The 14,181-nt window shown below is 59.0% G+C and carries 16 protein-coding genes and 1 tRNA gene; 10 read left to right on the plus strand and 7 right to left on the minus strand.

What is annotated here, in order from left to right:
* Window positions 1-27 precede the first annotated feature (27 nt).
* Both MWU39_RS09800 and MWU39_RS09805 read left to right on the plus strand, forming a co-directional pair.
* Complete coding sequence (locus tag MWU39_RS09800) at window positions 28-1,143, plus strand: zinc-binding dehydrogenase (RefSeq protein ID WP_247159807.1); 1,116 nt, start codon at window positions 28-30, stop codon at window positions 1,141-1,143.
* A gap of 29 nt (window positions 1,144-1,172) precedes the next feature.
* Window positions 1,173-1,469, plus strand: coding sequence for a hypothetical protein (locus MWU39_RS09805; protein WP_247159808.1), 297 nt, complete (start codon window positions 1,173-1,175; stop codon window positions 1,467-1,469).
* Window positions 1,470-1,486: 17 nt separating this feature from the next.
* On the opposite strand, the gene MWU39_RS09810 is transcribed toward MWU39_RS09805, so the two are convergent.
* Window positions 1,487-2,467, minus strand: coding sequence for an asparaginase (locus tag MWU39_RS09810; RefSeq protein WP_247159809.1), 981 nt, complete (start codon window positions 2,465-2,467; stop codon window positions 1,487-1,489).
* A gap of 109 nt (window positions 2,468-2,576) precedes the next feature.
* On the opposite strand from MWU39_RS09810, the gene MWU39_RS09815 reads away from it, so the two are divergent.
* Window positions 2,577-2,652: transfer RNA gene (locus tag MWU39_RS09815), tRNA-Val, on the plus strand.
* Window positions 2,653-2,687: 35 nt separating this feature from the next.
* Here the strand turns inward: MWU39_RS09815 and MWU39_RS09820 are convergent.
* Entirely contained in the window at window positions 2,688-3,272 is a 585-nt protein-coding gene (locus MWU39_RS09820) for a TlpA disulfide reductase family protein (RefSeq protein ID WP_247159810.1), read from the minus strand.
* 52 nt (window positions 3,273-3,324) lie between these two features.
* Between MWU39_RS09820 and argH the strand changes: the two genes are divergently transcribed.
* The 4 genes from argH to MWU39_RS09840 are packed head-to-tail and all read left to right on the plus strand — an operon-like array spanning window position 3,325 to window position 7,075.
* Window positions 3,325-4,698, plus strand: a complete 1,374-nt coding sequence (gene argH / locus MWU39_RS09825) for an argininosuccinate lyase (RefSeq protein ID WP_247160358.1) — start codon at window positions 3,325-3,327, stop codon at window positions 4,696-4,698.
* A 2-nt stretch (window positions 4,699-4,700) separates the two neighbouring features.
* Window positions 4,701-4,937 carry a hypothetical protein gene (locus MWU39_RS09830; RefSeq protein WP_247159811.1) on the plus strand — a complete coding sequence of 79 codons (237 nt, stop codon included), beginning with the start codon at window positions 4,701-4,703 and terminating at the stop codon, window positions 4,935-4,937.
* A gap of 12 nt (window positions 4,938-4,949) precedes the next feature.
* Complete coding sequence (lysA, locus tag MWU39_RS09835) at window positions 4,950-6,209, plus strand: diaminopimelate decarboxylase (RefSeq protein ID WP_247159812.1); 1,260 nt, start codon at window positions 4,950-4,952, stop codon at window positions 6,207-6,209.
* The gene (locus tag MWU39_RS09840; RefSeq protein ID WP_247159813.1) at window positions 6,206-7,075 is read left to right on the plus strand and encodes a bifunctional precorrin-2 dehydrogenase/sirohydrochlorin ferrochelatase; all 870 of its coding nucleotides are present in this window, start codon (window positions 6,206-6,208) and stop codon (window positions 7,073-7,075) included. The genes lysA and MWU39_RS09840 overlap by 4 nt, the downstream gene beginning before the upstream one ends.
* Window positions 7,076-7,084: 9 nt before the next feature.
* On the opposite strand, the gene MWU39_RS09845 is transcribed toward MWU39_RS09840, so the two are convergent.
* Window positions 7,085-7,711, minus strand: coding sequence for a GyrI-like domain-containing protein (locus MWU39_RS09845; RefSeq protein ID WP_247159814.1), 627 nt, complete (start codon window positions 7,709-7,711; stop codon window positions 7,085-7,087).
* An 11-nt stretch (window positions 7,712-7,722) separates the two neighbouring features.
* The gene (locus tag MWU39_RS09850; protein WP_247159815.1) at window positions 7,723-8,703 is read right to left on the minus strand and encodes a winged helix DNA-binding protein; all 981 of its coding nucleotides are present in this window, start codon (window positions 8,701-8,703) and stop codon (window positions 7,723-7,725) included.
* 127 nt (window positions 8,704-8,830) lie between these two features.
* Here MWU39_RS09850 and MWU39_RS09855 point away from each other — a divergent pair, with 127 nt between their 5' ends.
* Window positions 8,831-9,403 (plus strand): RNA polymerase sigma factor, encoded by a 573-nt coding sequence (locus tag MWU39_RS09855; protein ID WP_247159816.1) that lies wholly within the window; start codon window positions 8,831-8,833, stop codon window positions 9,401-9,403.
* Window positions 9,400-9,783, plus strand: coding sequence for a DUF6768 family protein (locus tag MWU39_RS09860; RefSeq protein WP_247159817.1), 384 nt, complete (start codon window positions 9,400-9,402; stop codon window positions 9,781-9,783). The genes MWU39_RS09855 and MWU39_RS09860 overlap by 4 nt, the downstream gene beginning before the upstream one ends.
* Window positions 9,784-9,790: 7 nt before the next feature.
* On the opposite strand, the gene MWU39_RS09865 is transcribed toward MWU39_RS09860, so the two are convergent.
* Window positions 9,791-10,357: a L,D-transpeptidase family protein gene (locus MWU39_RS09865; RefSeq protein ID WP_247159818.1), complete on the minus strand. Its 567-nt coding sequence runs from the start codon at window positions 10,355-10,357 to the stop codon at window positions 9,791-9,793.
* Window positions 10,358-10,453: 96 nt separating this feature from the next.
* Window positions 10,454-11,743, minus strand: a complete 1,290-nt coding sequence (locus tag MWU39_RS09870) for an adenylosuccinate synthase (RefSeq protein WP_247159819.1) — start codon at window positions 11,741-11,743, stop codon at window positions 10,454-10,456.
* Between the two features lie 264 nt (window positions 11,744-12,007).
* On the opposite strand from MWU39_RS09870, the gene MWU39_RS09875 reads away from it, so the two are divergent.
* Window positions 12,008-13,042 carry an alpha/beta hydrolase gene (locus MWU39_RS09875; RefSeq protein ID WP_247159820.1) on the plus strand — a complete coding sequence of 345 codons (1,035 nt, stop codon included), beginning with the start codon at window positions 12,008-12,010 and terminating at the stop codon, window positions 13,040-13,042.
* Here the strand turns inward: MWU39_RS09875 and MWU39_RS09880 are convergent.
* Window positions 13,039-14,145, minus strand: coding sequence for an ATP phosphoribosyltransferase regulatory subunit (locus MWU39_RS09880; protein ID WP_247159821.1), 1,107 nt, complete (start codon window positions 14,143-14,145; stop codon window positions 13,039-13,041). The two genes, MWU39_RS09875 and MWU39_RS09880, sit on opposite strands and share 4 nt — an antisense overlap.
* Between the last annotated feature and the right edge of the window lie 36 nt (window positions 14,146-14,181).

The following is a 14,181-nucleotide window of genomic DNA, read 5'->3' on the forward strand; positions in this document are numbered from 1 at the left end:
CTGCAACGCATTTACAGGAGACGGATAATGACAACGACCGGCAAACAGCTTTTCTCGACGCTCAGCGCGGATGGCAAACTCACCCTCGAAATCAGCGAAGAGACTTTCCCGGAGCCAACCGGCAACCAAGTGCTCGTCAAAATGGAAGGCGCGCCGATCAACCCGTCCGACCTCGCGATCCTGACCAGTGCAGCCGATTTCGACAATGCCGAATATTCAGCGGGCAAAGTTGTCGCGACCATGCCGGAGCCGTTCCTTTCGGGACAGCGTGGCCGCCACGGTCAGCGTCTGCCAGCCGGTAACGAAGGCGCAGGCACCGTTGTTGCAACAGGCGACGGCGACATGGCGAAAGCTCTTATGGGTCAGCGGGTCGCTTGCGTGCCCGGCAACGCATTCAGCCAGTACGCCATCGCGGATGCCATGATGTGCCTGCCGCTGGGCGACCACACCGCCGAAGAAGGCGCATCCAGCTTTGTGAACCCGATGACAGCGCTTGGTTTTGTCGAAACCGCGAAGATGGAAGGTCACGACGCCATTGTGCACCTCGCTGCGGCATCGAACCTTGGTCAGATGCTCAACAAGATTTGCCAAGAAGACGGCATGAAGCTCGTCAACATCGTGCGCAAGCAGGAGCATGTCGATCTGCTGAAAAGCCAGGGCGCGACTTATGTCGTGAACTCGTCTGACGATGATTACATGAAGCAGCTTCGTGCGGCGATCAAAGAGACCGGTGCGTTCCTGGGCTTTGACCCGATTGGCGGCGGTCAGAACACCGATCACGTGCTGAAAGCGATGGAGCAAGTCGCCTCCAGCCAGATGGAAGAATATTCGCGCTACGGTTCGAACCAGGACAAGAAGATGTACCAGTATGGCCGTCTGGACCTCCAAAACCCGACCATCCTGACCCCGTCTTACGGTCTGCAATGGACTGTCTCTGGCTGGCTGCTCACACCGTTCCTCGCGAAAGCGGGCATGGAAACAGTCGTGAAGATGCGCACCCGCGTTCAGCAGAACCTCGGCTCCACATTCGCCTCCAGCTATAAAGCGAAAGTCGATCTGGAAGGCATGCTGACTAAGGAAGCGATCACGGACTATCGCCAGATGAAAACCGGCGAGAAATATCTCGTCACGCCTTGGGGCTGATCGACTAGGCAGGTCGCGGGAGCGCAAAGATGGTGCTGATCGCCGCAATGATAATTGGTGGTTTCCTTGCAGTCTGGGTGCTGCAAGGGATCATCGATTGGGCGATCACAAGCCGCTTCATGGAAAACCCGCTCAACGGGAAAATCCTTGCGACAATCGCGGCCTATTTCCTCGCAGCCCTGCTCTACTGGATGAGCAGGGATACGATGCTCGGTTTCGCGACCTATCTACCCGGAGCGATCCTCGTTGGTATCATGGAAGTGCGCGGTGCCCGTAAAGTGCAGGCGCGGATTGACGCTCAGGATCAAACTTCGACTTTTGAGTAAGCTGCAGATTTGACCGGTTAGCGCCGGTCAAACTCAATCTGGATTGCGGCGGGATCGGAAATGCCCGCTGCGACCAGCAATTGCAGCAGGATGCGCGCTTTTGCCGCGCCTAGAGCGCGCGCGGCGACGAAGCCGTTCACGTCGTCTTCCGGTTCGCGGTCGACCAGACCTTCACCCAAGCGGCTGGCCCGCACCACATGCAGACCCTCCTTGCACAGCTCCACAAGGCGCTGACGAACCGGATCGGGCATATTGCCCTCACCCACCCCGCAGACGATGATCCCGCGTGTTTCGGGCGTCACCAGCCGGTCGACATAATCAGGCGTGATGCCGGCATGGATGAATAGCACCGGCACATCTGGCAGATTGGTGCTGAATTTGAACCGCGCCGCCTCGTCGCTGCGCCACGGCGCGCCGAACCAGTCGAGCGCGCTCGGCGTGACCAGACCAACAGCATCACGCGGAAAGCCTGCGAATGCGTCAGTTCCGCGTGTGCGATTTTTGCGAATATCTCGCGCAGCAAACACACGGTCGCCCATCACCACCAATACGCCGCGACCCGCTGCATGGGGATCGCTGGCCACCCGCATCGCATTGGCAAAGTTGCGCAGCCCGTCATAACCCACAGCTGTCGCGGGGCGCATCGCTCCCACCAGCACAACGGGCTTTGTGGTCGGCAGCGTGACATCAAGCAGAAAAGCCGTTTCCTCAACCGTATCGGTGCCGTGCGTGATGATGATGCCATCGCATGATGGATCGGCGATTCCCGCTGCGGCAGCCCTATGCAGGTCTTTCCAAATTGCGGGCGACATATCTTCCGAGCCGATATTGGCGATCTGTTTTCCGGTCAGGTTCGCTTCGATGCCCAGCTCTTCGACTCGGTTCAAAAAGTCATCAATGCCAATCTGGCCAGGGCGATAATCGTGGCGTGTGGCCGAATCGGCAGCGCCTGCGATGGTGCCTCCGGTGGCCAAAACGAGAAGATTTGGGGTGCTCATACGGTGCGCCTTTACCCGTGAAGTGCATTTTCCACCACATCAGCGATTGATTTTGAATCTTTTGCCGCTAGATAGCGCTCTCTCGCTCAGCTATGAGCAAGACAACGTGGGGCGATTAGCTCAGTTGGTAGAGCATCTCGTTTACACCGAGAGGGTCGGCAGTTCGAGCCTGTCATCGCCCACCACGTTTCCCTGAACATTCGCGATAATCGGCGCTGCTCTAGTCAGACAGCGCTTCTCGTATTGCGGCAATGGCCTCTTCCGAATCCCATTCATACCCTCCTGCAACGCGCAAAACCTCTTTGCCATCGGCATCGAACAGGATTGTGACCGGCATCAGCCCCTCTTCGTTCAGTGCTTGGTTCAGCTGCGCATCGGGATCGAGCCATTGTTCAAGATTGACGAATTCACGCTGCGCGAAGAATGGCGCGACCACATCGGCCCCGCGGACATCCTGACTCACAGTGAGAATTTTCACTTCGCCTTCAAGCGCGGTGCCGAGCGCGTCCAATGTCGGCATTTCGATCACGCATGGCGCGCACCATGTGGCCCACAGGTTGAGCAAAACTGGCGTGCCCTTCAGATCGGCGGTGTTCAATGTTGCCCCTGATGGATCGCGGAAAGTCAGCTCAGGCAGCTCGGTCCCTTCTTTGAAACGCACAATCTGACCGGGCAGCGGGGGCGGCGGCGGCGTATAGCTCGGGCCAACAGCCTCTTCCGCCCGTTGCGAAAGGTCTTCCAGCTCACTATCGCACCCGACAAGAACACACGCCGATGCGGCGAGAATGAGCAAAGACCGGATCATGAGCGAAACCTCCAAGACTTCCAGCGCGCAAGAAAGCACCCAATCGAATGCGATGTGGGGCGGCCGGTTCGCAGACGGGCCTAGCGCGATCATGCGCGAAATCAACGCCTCAATCCCGTTTGACAAAGCGCTTTGGCGGCAGGATATCGCCGGATCACTGGCGCATGTGGCCATGCTCGCAAAGCAAGGGATCGTTAGCGAGGCCGATGCCAAGGCGATCCGTGACGGCCTGAACCAAGTTTCCGCTGAATACGAAAAGGATGGCGTTCCAGAAGATTGGGACCTTGAAGACATCCACATGACAACCGAAGCGCGGCTCGCGGAAATCGTCGGGCCAGCAGCAGGCCGTTTGCACACCGCGCGCAGTCGCAACGATCAGGTGGCGACCGATTTCAAACTGTGGGTGCGTGAGGCGCTCGACGATATGGATGCAGGCCTCGCCGCGCTCCAATGCGCACTCGTAACGCGTGCAGACGAGCATGCGGACAGCATTATGCCCGGCTTCACCCACTTGCAGACCGCTCAACCGGTAACGCTCGGCCACCATCTACTCGCCTACTACGAGATGATCCGCCGAGATCGTTCGCGGATTGCGGATTCGCGTGCCCGACTCAACGAAAGCCCGCTGGGAAGCGCCGCGCTGGCTGGGACCGGTTTCCCGATTGACCGCGATATGACGGCATCAGCACTTGGCTTTGACCGACCGACGGCAAACTCGCTTGATGCTGTGTCGGACCGCGATTTCGCGCTCGATTTTCTCTATGTTGCCAGCACATGCGCGCTGCACCTTTCGCGTCTGGCGGAGGAAATGATCATCTGGGCGAGCCAGCCATACGGTTTCGTGCGCATGCCCGATACGCTTTCCACTGGCAGTTCGATCATGCCGCAGAAGAAAAACCCTGACGCCGCCGAGCTTGTCCGCGGTCATGCCGGGCGCGTGATCGGGTGCAGCACCGCCCTGATGATCACGATGAAGGGCCTGCCGCTCGCCTATTCAAAGGACATGCAGGACGACAAACCGCCTGTTTTCGAAGCAGCGGGTCTTGTGGCGCTCAGCATTGCAGCCATGACCGGAATGGTTGCGGACAGCACGTTCAAGACAGACCGGATGCGCCAGGCCGCAGAGCTGGGCTATGCGACCGCGACCGACCTTGCCGATTGGCTGGTGACCGAGGCCGACATCCCGTTTCGCGAGGCACACCACATTACCGGCGCGGCGGTGAAGCTCGCCGAAAGTCGCGGTGTTGCGTTGGATGAGCTACCCTTGACGGACTTGAAAGAGATCGATGCGCGCATTGATGACCGGGTGTTCGCAGCGCTCAGCGTCGATGCATCGGTCGCCGCACGATCAAGCTATGGCGGAACCGCTCCTAAGCAGGTACGTATTCAAGTATCGCGCGCCCGCGCAGAATTGGGTATGGATTGATAATGCGGACTTTGATTGGCTTGGGAATGGTGTTGACGCTCGCGGCGTGCGGAACCGTTGCGCCGCTTGCTCCGACAGAAGGCACAAGCTTGCCGCCAGCCCCATACGGCGCGACTGAGAAACCCGCGACCGACGAACTGCTGGAGCTTGATGCTCTCGCCGCTCCGGAGCGCAGCGTCGAGCTGCGCCGCCGATCCGAAGAACGCGGCGATGATCCGTTCGACCTTCCTCCCGAATAGACACACGAGACAATGGACCATTTCGCACTCAAAGACGGCGTGATGCACGCCGAAGACGTACCGCTGCCGCGCATCGCGGACGAGGTGGGCACCCCTGTTTATGTCTATTCCCGCGCCACGCTGGAACGCCATGCGCGTGTTTTCCGAGAGGCTTTGGACGCGGTACCGGACAAGCTGATCGCCTTTGCCGTGAAGGCCAATCCGAACCTTGCGGTCCTCAGGGTGCTTCAACAGCAGGGATACGGCGCGGATTGCGTGTCCGTGGGCGAAATGCGCCGCGCGCTTGCTGCCGGTATTGCGCCGGAAAAGATCGTGTTTTCGGGCGTCGGCAAGACCGCCGCTGAACTGGTTGCCGCTTTGGAAGCGGGTATTGGCCAGTTTAACATCGAGAGCGAAGAGGAAGGTCTGGAGCTGGCAGAAATCGCCGCTGAGATGGGCCTCGTCGCGCAATGTGCACTGCGGATCAATCCCGATGTCGATGCGGGCACGCATGACAAGATTTCGACCGGCAAGGCCGATAACAAATTCGGCGTGCCCATCGATCAGGCGGGCCAGATCTTTGGCAAACTCGCCTCGCACGCGAGCGTGAATTTGCGCGGTGTTGCGGTGCATATTGGCAGCCAGCTTGCCGAGATCGCGCCGCTGGAGCGCGCGTTTGAAAAGCTTGGCGCGCTGGTAAAGGCTTTGCGCGGAGCCGGTCACACGATCACGCATGTCGATCTGGGCGGCGGACTGGGTGTGCCATACCGCAAAGGCGAAGTTTTGCCCGCTCCGGCAGAATATGGCGAAATGGTCGCGCGCGTCACAAAGGATTGGGACGTCGCGCTGATCTTTGAACCGGGCCGCGTGATCGCTGGCAATGCCGGCGTATTGCTGACCCGAGTGGTTCGCGTGAAGCGTGGGCTCAACAATCCGTTCGTGATTGTTGATGCTGCGATGAACGATCTTGCCCGCCCAGCACTCTACGGCGCGTACCACCATTTCGAAGCGGTCGAACCGACTGGCGCGGAGATGACCGCGAACATCGTCGGCCCGATCTGCGAAACGGGCGACACCTTTGCCATGGGCCGCGAGTGCGATGCGCTGCAGAGCGGCGAACTTGCCGTGTTCCGCACCGCAGGTGCTTATGGCGCGACGATGGCCTCCAGCTACAACTCACGCGGTTTTGTTGCCGAGGTGCTCGTCGATGGCGACCAGTTTGCGGTCGTCGCAGACCGGATTGACGCCGGATCAATCATGGATGCCGAAAGAGTACCGGACTGGCTCGCATGACAGGTTCAACGCCTGAACTGGAAAGCCTGCCGCTGTTCCACCAGATTGCGGGTCAACAGGTTCTTGTTCTGGGCGAAGGCGAAGCCGCCGAACCCAAACGCCGACTGGTGAAACGCGCGGGCGGCGTGGTCGTCGATGACATCCAACGTGCGATTGATGAAGGCGTGCGGATTGCCTTTGTCGCCTATGACGATGCGAAGGCGTGTGAAGCGGCGGCGATCAATCTGCGCTGCGCTGGTATGCTGGTGAATGTTGTCGATCGACCTGAACTGTGCGATTTCACCACGCCGAGCATTTTGGATCGCAATCCATTGCTTATCGCCGTTGGAACCGGGGGCGCGTCAGCTGGCCTTGCGAAACATGTGCGGCTCAGGCTCGAGCGGGTTTTGCCCGAAACACTGGGCAAACTTGCTCGTGCTCTTTTTGCCGCCCGCCCGGCCCTGCGTTTGAACTATCCCGATGGAACCGACCGGCGGCGCGTGATCGACGAGGCACTGCGCGAAGGCGGCGTGCTGGATCCACTTGATGCGGGATCGCATGCCAAGGTTGAAAGCTGGGCTAGCGGCGGAGCAGATGCGCCGGAAGCGCGCGCCGAGGCCTTCACTTTGGCGAGTGATGATCCGGACGATCTTACACTCAAGCAAGCGCGCTTGTTGGGAGAAGCAGACGTTGTCTGCGCCGACGGCGATGTACCTGCAGCTATCCTCGCCCGAGCCCGCGCTGACGCCGAGCGTTTCCAATGCGATCAGGATGACTGCCCAAGTGCCGGGGGTCCAGCGACTGAAACCCGATCCTGTCCAAAGGCGGCTTCCCTACTTACCGATGCAAAGTTAACGGTGATCCTGCGCAGCACGCCTAAAGACTAAATAGCTAGCTCAAGCCGGTTTTATCGGTTGCCTCAGGATAGTTCTAAGCTTTTCAGGTGGCGTTCTACGCGGGTCGCTCAAATATATTTCGTGATGCGGACCGTTAAAGGTCATCCCAAGCGATGGCATAAGGTCATCATGCAAATATTTCAGGACGGGCGCTTCATCGGCATAGCTGCCGATATGCAGCTTTTGCAACGACAGCCCTTCTTCCAGCGAATCCATCCTGAGGGCTGAAAAATCGAGATCAGCCTTCTTGCGCGAAACGCCCTCCATTGCGCGCGCGAAGTCTTCCCCAGATATCCAATTAGGGACCATGATCATCATGGTCCAACACCACTCATCCCGGCGATCCTGAGTGAATGCGTCGAGGTCCTCGGACCACCACAGACCCTCCATCGGGGGGACCACATAATCGCGCCCGAGTTCCTGCTTGCTGAAGAATTTGAGGCCGTAAGCGGCAGGATAAAGAACACCAAGCGCGTCGAGATAGGCTTGCGACGTTCCGGGAGCGCCCTGCCCGTCTACCATCAGGAAGTTCAAACGAGGAAGAACCACCTCCTCGAAACGGCCAGTGGATGCCGTAAAGAGCTGTTTCAGGGTCGTTTTAAAATCAGTCTTGGAACTCGCGGCCATTGATCCAGCCTCTACGCAGCCAATCTGTGCTCAACACCAACCTCAGCGAAATATCGCGCCATCGCCTCAAGCGATTGATCGCTGAGCACGACAAAGGCGCGGCGCTTGTCGGCAGGATCAGCCACCCGCTCAAACACGCCAGTTTCGACCAATTGTTTGATCCAGCGCAGCGCCGTGGTGGCTGGAACACCCGCCGCAATGCAAAGTGACGTTACGCACACACGTTGATGCTCTGCATGGGCCGCAGTCAGGTCCAGCAACATGTCCCATGCCGGATCGGCAAAAAGCTCCGCATCGAAGAAACGCGAACGCGCCTGACGATTGGCAATGATCTGCCGAACGGTGGAAGGATCGGGTAGCGGCAACCGCGCCGCGCTCTGCCTCGAAGATACCGGCTCATTCTTGCCGCGGAAACTCTGTTTGAAATCGGAAAGCCGTTGAGGCTCGCTATCATTGGAAAGGGATATTTCATCAAGCTGCTGAGCAATGGCGTCCACTTGCTGCGAGAGACGCAGTAAAGCAATCCGATCCTCTTCGCCCATCTCGCGCACACGCTCGTTCGAAACATCGGCGAGCACCCTACCGACGGCGACGACTCGCTCAGCACGACTAGGTTCGACAAGGATTTGCGGCTTTGATTGATCGAGCGCCGCAAACACATCGTCCAGTGCATTCAAAGAGGTGGCGACAATCAATTGCGCTCCGGTGCGCGCAACTCGCATATCCAGCCTGCTGAGAGCCGCCATGCCCGCTGCATCAACCATCGGGCAATCAACCATCACCACATCACCAAGGAGCGTCAGCGGCCCCTCGAGCAGGTCAGAGATCGCACCACCTTGCGCACAGCGGAACCCCGCGCCGGCCAAATCCTCCGCAATCTGCGCGCGGGTGACTTCTCGATCGGCAAAAATCGCCACACGCGCCGGCAAGCCCGCCGCATCGCGCGCGCCATCATATGAAAAATCCTGAGTGGTGTATTCAGCCTGCGCCATCGAATCGCCTCCAAATTGAAGAACGAGAGTAGAACAAATAGAGATCAGGTCAAGATAATGGGCTGCTTTCTATCTTTTGAACGAGGGCAATTGAACCATTTGTGCCTATCCACGGACTACCCATGTGATGAACGAAACCGCCCGACCTTCTCCGCCCAAAACAGGCGTATTGTTCGACGAGCTGCTCGTCGTGATGGTGCAACAGGGCGATCGCGGCGCGTTGAATCGGCTTTATGCGAGGTGGGAGAAACGACTTGTTCGTGCGGCCTATCGCTATACCGGCGATGCCGAACTGGCTCGCGATCTTGCGCAGGAATGCTGGATCGGCATCTGGAAAGGGATCGGGGGCCTTCGCAATCCGGCGCGGTTTCGCAGCTATGCCTTCGCCATATTGCACCGGCGCGGCGCCACTCATCTGCGCAGCGCGATACGAGAACGCGATCGGCTGTCGGAACAAGTGATCGAGAATACTCAGGATGCGCCGCAGGATGACACCCTCGCTCTGCAACAGGCATTTGCCACATTGCCACCTAATCAACGCCTCGCCGCGCATCTGTATTTTGTCGAAGGCCTAACCCTAGCGGAAATCGCAGATGTCCAATCCATTCCGACAGGCACCGCGAAAAGCCGCCTGTTCCACGCGCGTCGCAAATTGAAAGCGGCGCTTAGTCCAGACTTCACCGAAGGAGACTTGCCATGAGCAACACCAACCCAACAGACGTCAAAATCACAGAGGCATTGGGCAGCGATGATCACGAATTCCTCGCAAGCCTCGATGCAGATCGCGGCATGTTCCAACAAATCGGCGATAGCTGGCACGGGCCGCTGGGCGGCTGGGCGCGCTTTGCCTTTTTCATCGCGATCGTGATCGGTATCGGCCTTGCCTACAGTTTTTACCGCGCGGTCACGGCAGACAGCACCGACATCCTGTTAGGCTGGGGGCTGACCGTAATCGGTTTGCTGGTAATGCAGGGATTTCTGAAAGAATGGATGTTCGCCCGGATGAACATGCTGACCTTGTTGAGCGAAGTGAAGAAGCTGCAGGTTCAGGTCGCAATGCTTAACGACAAAGACAGCTGATCCGCGTTTAGCGGCGGATTTCGATCGGGGTGCCGTCGGGCACGATGCTCCACAGCTCCTCGATCTCTTCATTCGTCAACGCGATACAGCCATCGGTCCAGTCGCCTTGCAGTGGCGGCCCGCGATAGCCTGTTGGCTGACCGTGAATGAAGATATCTCCGCCCGGCGAGCGTCCGTATTGCGCGGCAAAGGCGCGGTCATAGGTATTGGGGTAGGAAATACGCAGACTCAGATGATAGCTGCTGCGCGGGTTGCGGGTGTCGATCGTATAAATGCCTTCCGGCGTCCTCTCGTCCCCTTCAAACCGTTTGTGTCCCATCGGCGCGTCGCCAAACTGTATCCCGCGATAGGCGCGGATCGGCTGACCATTGCTATAAGCGACCAACAGCCGCTCTGATTTATCAACGATCAGATAATCGGCCAGCACCCGCGCGGCGGGCCTGTTTGGCTGATAATCAGGAATGGAACGCGCAGCAACACGCGGCTCAGAAACAGGCGCGTTGACTGTCTCATTCGCCGGTGAAGAACAACCAGCAAGGGTAACCAGGAGCAAGAAGGCAACTGCGCGTTCCATGCCCAAAGGATTAGCGCGGGAGGTCGCCCGGCACAATTGCGCCTGTTGGCCTATGTCCCATGCAAGGACTCGCTAACCGCGTTTTGCAAAAGGCGCTTAATCCTCGAACGGATCGCGCATCAAGATCGTATCGTCACGCTCCGGGCTTGTGGAGACCAACGAGACCGGACATTCGATCAATTCCTGCACACGCTGGATGTATTTGATCGCATTGGCCGGAAGATCGGCATAGCTGCGCGCACCGACAGTGCTTTCGCTCCAGCCTTCCATCTCTTCGTAGATCGGCTCCACCGCCGCTTGATCACCGGCATGGCTGGGCAAATAGTCATAGACATTGCCGTTAAGCCTGTATCCGGTGCAGATCTTGACGGTTTCGAGACCATCCAGAACGTCGATTTTGGTAAGGGCGATACCGGTCACGCCGCTGATCGAGCATGTCTGACGCACAATGACCGCATCGAACCAACCCACGCGGCGCTGACGTCCGGTTACAGTGCCGAATTCATGGCCGCGCTCGCCAATACCTTGGCCGATCTCGTCGTTGAGCTCTGTAGGGAACGGACCGGAACCGACGCGGGTGGTGTAGGCCTTCACAATGCCCAGCACGAACCCGGTTGCATTGGGGCCAAGGCCGCTGCCTGCCGCCGCTGTGCCGCTGACGGTGTTGGAGCTGGTGACGAAGGGATAGGTGCCGTGATCGACATCCAGCAACACTCCCTGCGCGCCTTCGAACAGAATCTTCGCGCCCGCTTTGCGAACTTTCTTGAGCCGCTTCCAGACCGGCTGCGCAAACCGCATCACAAACGGAGCGATTTCACGCAGTTCGGCAAGCAAAGCCTCGCGATCCACCGGTGGCTGATCAAAACCGGCACGCAGCGCATCATGGTGCGCGCATAGGCGATCAAGCTGCGAATCCAGATCATCCAGATGCGCCAGATCGCATACGCGGATCGCGCGTCGGCCCACTTTGTCTTCATAAGCAGGGCCGATACCGCGACCGGTGGTGCCGATCTTGCCGCTGCCCGCAGCGGTTTCGCGCAGACCATCAAGATCGCGGTGCAGCGGCAGGATCAGAGGACAATTGTCCGCCACGGCGAGATTGTCATCATCAATACGGACGCCCTGCCCTTCGAGTTTGGTCACCTCGTCGCGCAGTGCCCAAGGATCGAGCACAACACCGTTACCGATCATGCTCATTGTCCCGGATACGATGCCAGATGGCAGCAGGCTGAGTTTGAAGACGTTGCCGTCAATCACCAGAGTGTGGCCAGCATTGTGTCCGCCCTGGAACCGGACAACGGCGTCAGCGCGGCTGGCGAGCCAATCGACAATCTTGCCTTTGCCTTCATCGCCCCACTGGGCACCGATTACAGTTACGTTAGCCATGGGTATTCCTTCACCCCTGCCCGGGGATCCTCAAACGTCCTTCGACAGGACTCGACGTAGGGGATGAAATGGACGGGCAAAGAGGCCCGAAATGCGGGTGCGGACTAGAGCGGCGAGAGCCCTGCTGTCAAGCAATGCCGACTGCCTTGTACTCGCCGGACTTTGACGCCGTGGGCATTACAATTTGCGACGCAGATGTTCTTGGCAGGACGGCCCCTATGCGCAAAGCTGCATTTCAACGGGGGCTGACAAAGGAGAATGCGGATGAAACGCATGCACTACGCTTTGGCAATTCTTGCCTCCACTGCCGCAATCGCGACCCCGATTTTGGCGCAGCAACGCGACCGGCCATCGCGCGAATGTATGCGCGAAGTCAGGGAGTTATGCGGACGGGACCGCTCACAAATGCGCAGCTGTTTGCAGGAAAAAGCGGACCAGCTTTCAGGCGAATGCTCGAGCGAACTTCGCGACCGTATGCAGCAGCGCCGCGGCGAGCGTGGCCGACGCGATCAAACCGCCGCGCAGACAACGAAAAGGCCTGAACGCACCATCATCTATGGCAATGATCAGCGTCAGCAGATCGATGTGTTCGAGCCAGAAGGTGCAGTGGATGAATTGCCGCTTGTGCTCCATATTCACGGTGGCGGCTGGTCGTTCGGCAATCACAAGCTCGTCCAATCAAAGCCCGCGCACTTCACGAGTGCAAATTACTATTTCGCATCGGCAGGATACCGGTTGATGCCAGATGCTCCTGTCGAACAGCAGGCGGCCGATATCGGCACGGCGATACAGGCACTGCGCGGTCAGGCAGCGGCCATCGGCTTCGACCCGGATCGTATCGTTGTGATGGGCCACAGCGCGGGCGCGCATCTCGCCGCCCTAGTCAGCACCGATCCGCAATATGCCGGCGACGCGTTTGATGCTATTCGCGGTGTTATCCTGCTCGACGGCGCTGGTTATGAAATCACCAGCAGCTTGGCTAACGCCGATGCGCAGGCAAAAACGCTTTATAGAAATGTCTTTGGCGAAGACACCGAGCGCCACCGGGCACTGTCGCCCGTGGCACATGTCGGCAGCGAGGATGCTCCGAATTGGTTGGCGCTCTATGTCGCCGAACGTGCGCGCTCAAAATCGCAGTCAGAATTGCTCGTCGCAGGTCTTGGCGATGCCGGAGCGAATGCCGAAGCGGTCGCGATCTCGAACACAGATCATGGCCGCATGAACCGAGAAATCGGAACCGAAGCTGGAGCGCAGCAAACGAAGGCTATCGACGCGTTTCTGCGCCGCGTGTTTAACTAAAGCGGCTTTGGCTCGCCATTCTCAAGGATATGGGTGCAACCCATCGCCTTAGGGTCTTCGCTGCCTGAAAGCTGCGCAACTGTGCGCCAGCCATCGGCGCGAAGGCGCTTTGCTTTGCTGTCGCTGAAACCGGTTGGCAGATACACGGTTTGAGCCACCTCCCCTTGCGGCGCGGCGTCGGCCAGCGCGTCGACGTAAAGGGTGAACCCGGTTGCAGCTTCGTCGCTTCCGCCGATTTTGTAGGTGCCGCCCCGCCCCGCTGCTCCGCGAACATTCGCGGCGTAGAGGGTAAAGCCGAACCAGCTTTGATATTCAAAACCGTGGCGCTCAGTCGGGTCGAGCGTGATGCGCGCCGTATCGCCTACCTGCGCGGCAATCGCCTCAAGCCCGTCCAGCCGCGAACCAAGCGGTCCGCCCGCATCCAGATCGCGCAGCTTCGCCATCGCATCGGCAAACGAGCCGGTTGCATGGATCAGTGGCAAATAGGCTTCTCCGCCTGCTGACTTAAGGCCGCCTGCATCCTTGGTATCCAGTTCGCGCCGGATCGCTTCAATCGATTCAAGCGTTATCGACGCGTCTTGAGCCGCAAGCGTATCCACCAGATCGGGCATCGTGAAATCAACCGAAATGCCGCTCAATCCCGCTGCCGCTAGAGCCCGGATAGCCAGAACAACGATCTCGCCCGCCGCAGCGGCCGTATCCGCACCGATCAGCTCGGCGCCCAATTGCAGACGCTCACGCGCCGGATCAAGCTGGTTTGCCCGGATCACGGCGGTGTCACCACAATAGGCGAGGCGCAGTGGGCGTGCGGCATCTGCCATGCTGGTCGCGGCAATACGGCCGATCTGAGGCGTAATGTCGCTGCGCAAAGCAAGTGTGCGCAAGCTCGACGGATCGACAAAGCGGAACATCGAGCGCGTCGAAATCCCCTGCATCCGGCGGCTCAGCGAACCTTCAAATTCAAGCAACGGAGGACGCACACGGTCATAGCCATGGCTGTCCAGCACATCGAGGCAGGCACGCATAGTCTGAGTGATCCGGTCCGCCGATGCAGGCAGACGGTCTTCTAGGCCTTCAGGCAAAAGATCGGTTTTGTCAGTCATTTCGCGCATCCGCCTGTCCGGAACGCGGCCCCCGGT

The organism is Erythrobacter sp. F6033 (assembly GCF_023016005.1).
Lineage (GTDB): Bacteria > Pseudomonadota > Alphaproteobacteria > Sphingomonadales > Sphingomonadaceae > Erythrobacter.

What these genes read in the sequence shown, in the direction of transcription:
- MWU39_RS09800 (WP_247159807.1), top strand. Translation starts at nt 28, where the DNA reads ATGACAACGACCGGCAAACAGCTTTTCTCGACGCTCAGCGCGGATGGC.
- MWU39_RS09805 (WP_247159808.1), top strand. Translation starts at nt 1,173, where the DNA reads ATGGTGCTGATCGCCGCAATGATAATTGGTGGTTTCCTTGCAGTCTGG.
- MWU39_RS09810 (WP_247159809.1), bottom strand. Translation starts at nt 2,467, where the DNA reads ATGAGCACCCCAAATCTTCTCGTTTTGGCCACCGGAGGCACCATCGCA.
- MWU39_RS09820 (WP_247159810.1), bottom strand. Translation starts at nt 3,272, where the DNA reads ATGATCCGGTCTTTGCTCATTCTCGCCGCATCGGCGTGTGTTCTTGTC.
- argH (WP_247160358.1), top strand. Translation starts at nt 3,325, where the DNA reads ATGTGGGGCGGCCGGTTCGCAGACGGGCCTAGCGCGATCATGCGCGAA.
- MWU39_RS09830 (WP_247159811.1), top strand. Translation starts at nt 4,701, where the DNA reads ATGCGGACTTTGATTGGCTTGGGAATGGTGTTGACGCTCGCGGCGTGC.
- lysA (WP_247159812.1), top strand. Translation starts at nt 4,950, where the DNA reads ATGGACCATTTCGCACTCAAAGACGGCGTGATGCACGCCGAAGACGTA.
- MWU39_RS09840 (WP_247159813.1), top strand. Translation starts at nt 6,206, where the DNA reads ATGACAGGTTCAACGCCTGAACTGGAAAGCCTGCCGCTGTTCCACCAG.
- MWU39_RS09845 (WP_247159814.1), bottom strand. Translation starts at nt 7,711, where the DNA reads ATGGCCGCGAGTTCCAAGACTGATTTTAAAACGACCCTGAAACAGCTC.
- MWU39_RS09850 (WP_247159815.1), bottom strand. Translation starts at nt 8,703, where the DNA reads ATGGCGCAGGCTGAATACACCACTCAGGATTTTTCATATGATGGCGCG.
- MWU39_RS09855 (WP_247159816.1), top strand. Translation starts at nt 8,831, where the DNA reads ATGAACGAAACCGCCCGACCTTCTCCGCCCAAAACAGGCGTATTGTTC.
- MWU39_RS09860 (WP_247159817.1), top strand. Translation starts at nt 9,400, where the DNA reads ATGAGCAACACCAACCCAACAGACGTCAAAATCACAGAGGCATTGGGC.
- MWU39_RS09865 (WP_247159818.1), bottom strand. Translation starts at nt 10,357, where the DNA reads ATGGAACGCGCAGTTGCCTTCTTGCTCCTGGTTACCCTTGCTGGTTGT.
- MWU39_RS09870 (WP_247159819.1), bottom strand. Translation starts at nt 11,743, where the DNA reads ATGGCTAACGTAACTGTAATCGGTGCCCAGTGGGGCGATGAAGGCAAA.
- MWU39_RS09875 (WP_247159820.1), top strand. Translation starts at nt 12,008, where the DNA reads ATGAAACGCATGCACTACGCTTTGGCAATTCTTGCCTCCACTGCCGCA.
- MWU39_RS09880 (WP_247159821.1), bottom strand. Translation starts at nt 14,145, where the DNA reads ATGACTGACAAAACCGATCTTTTGCCTGAAGGCCTAGAAGACCGTCTG.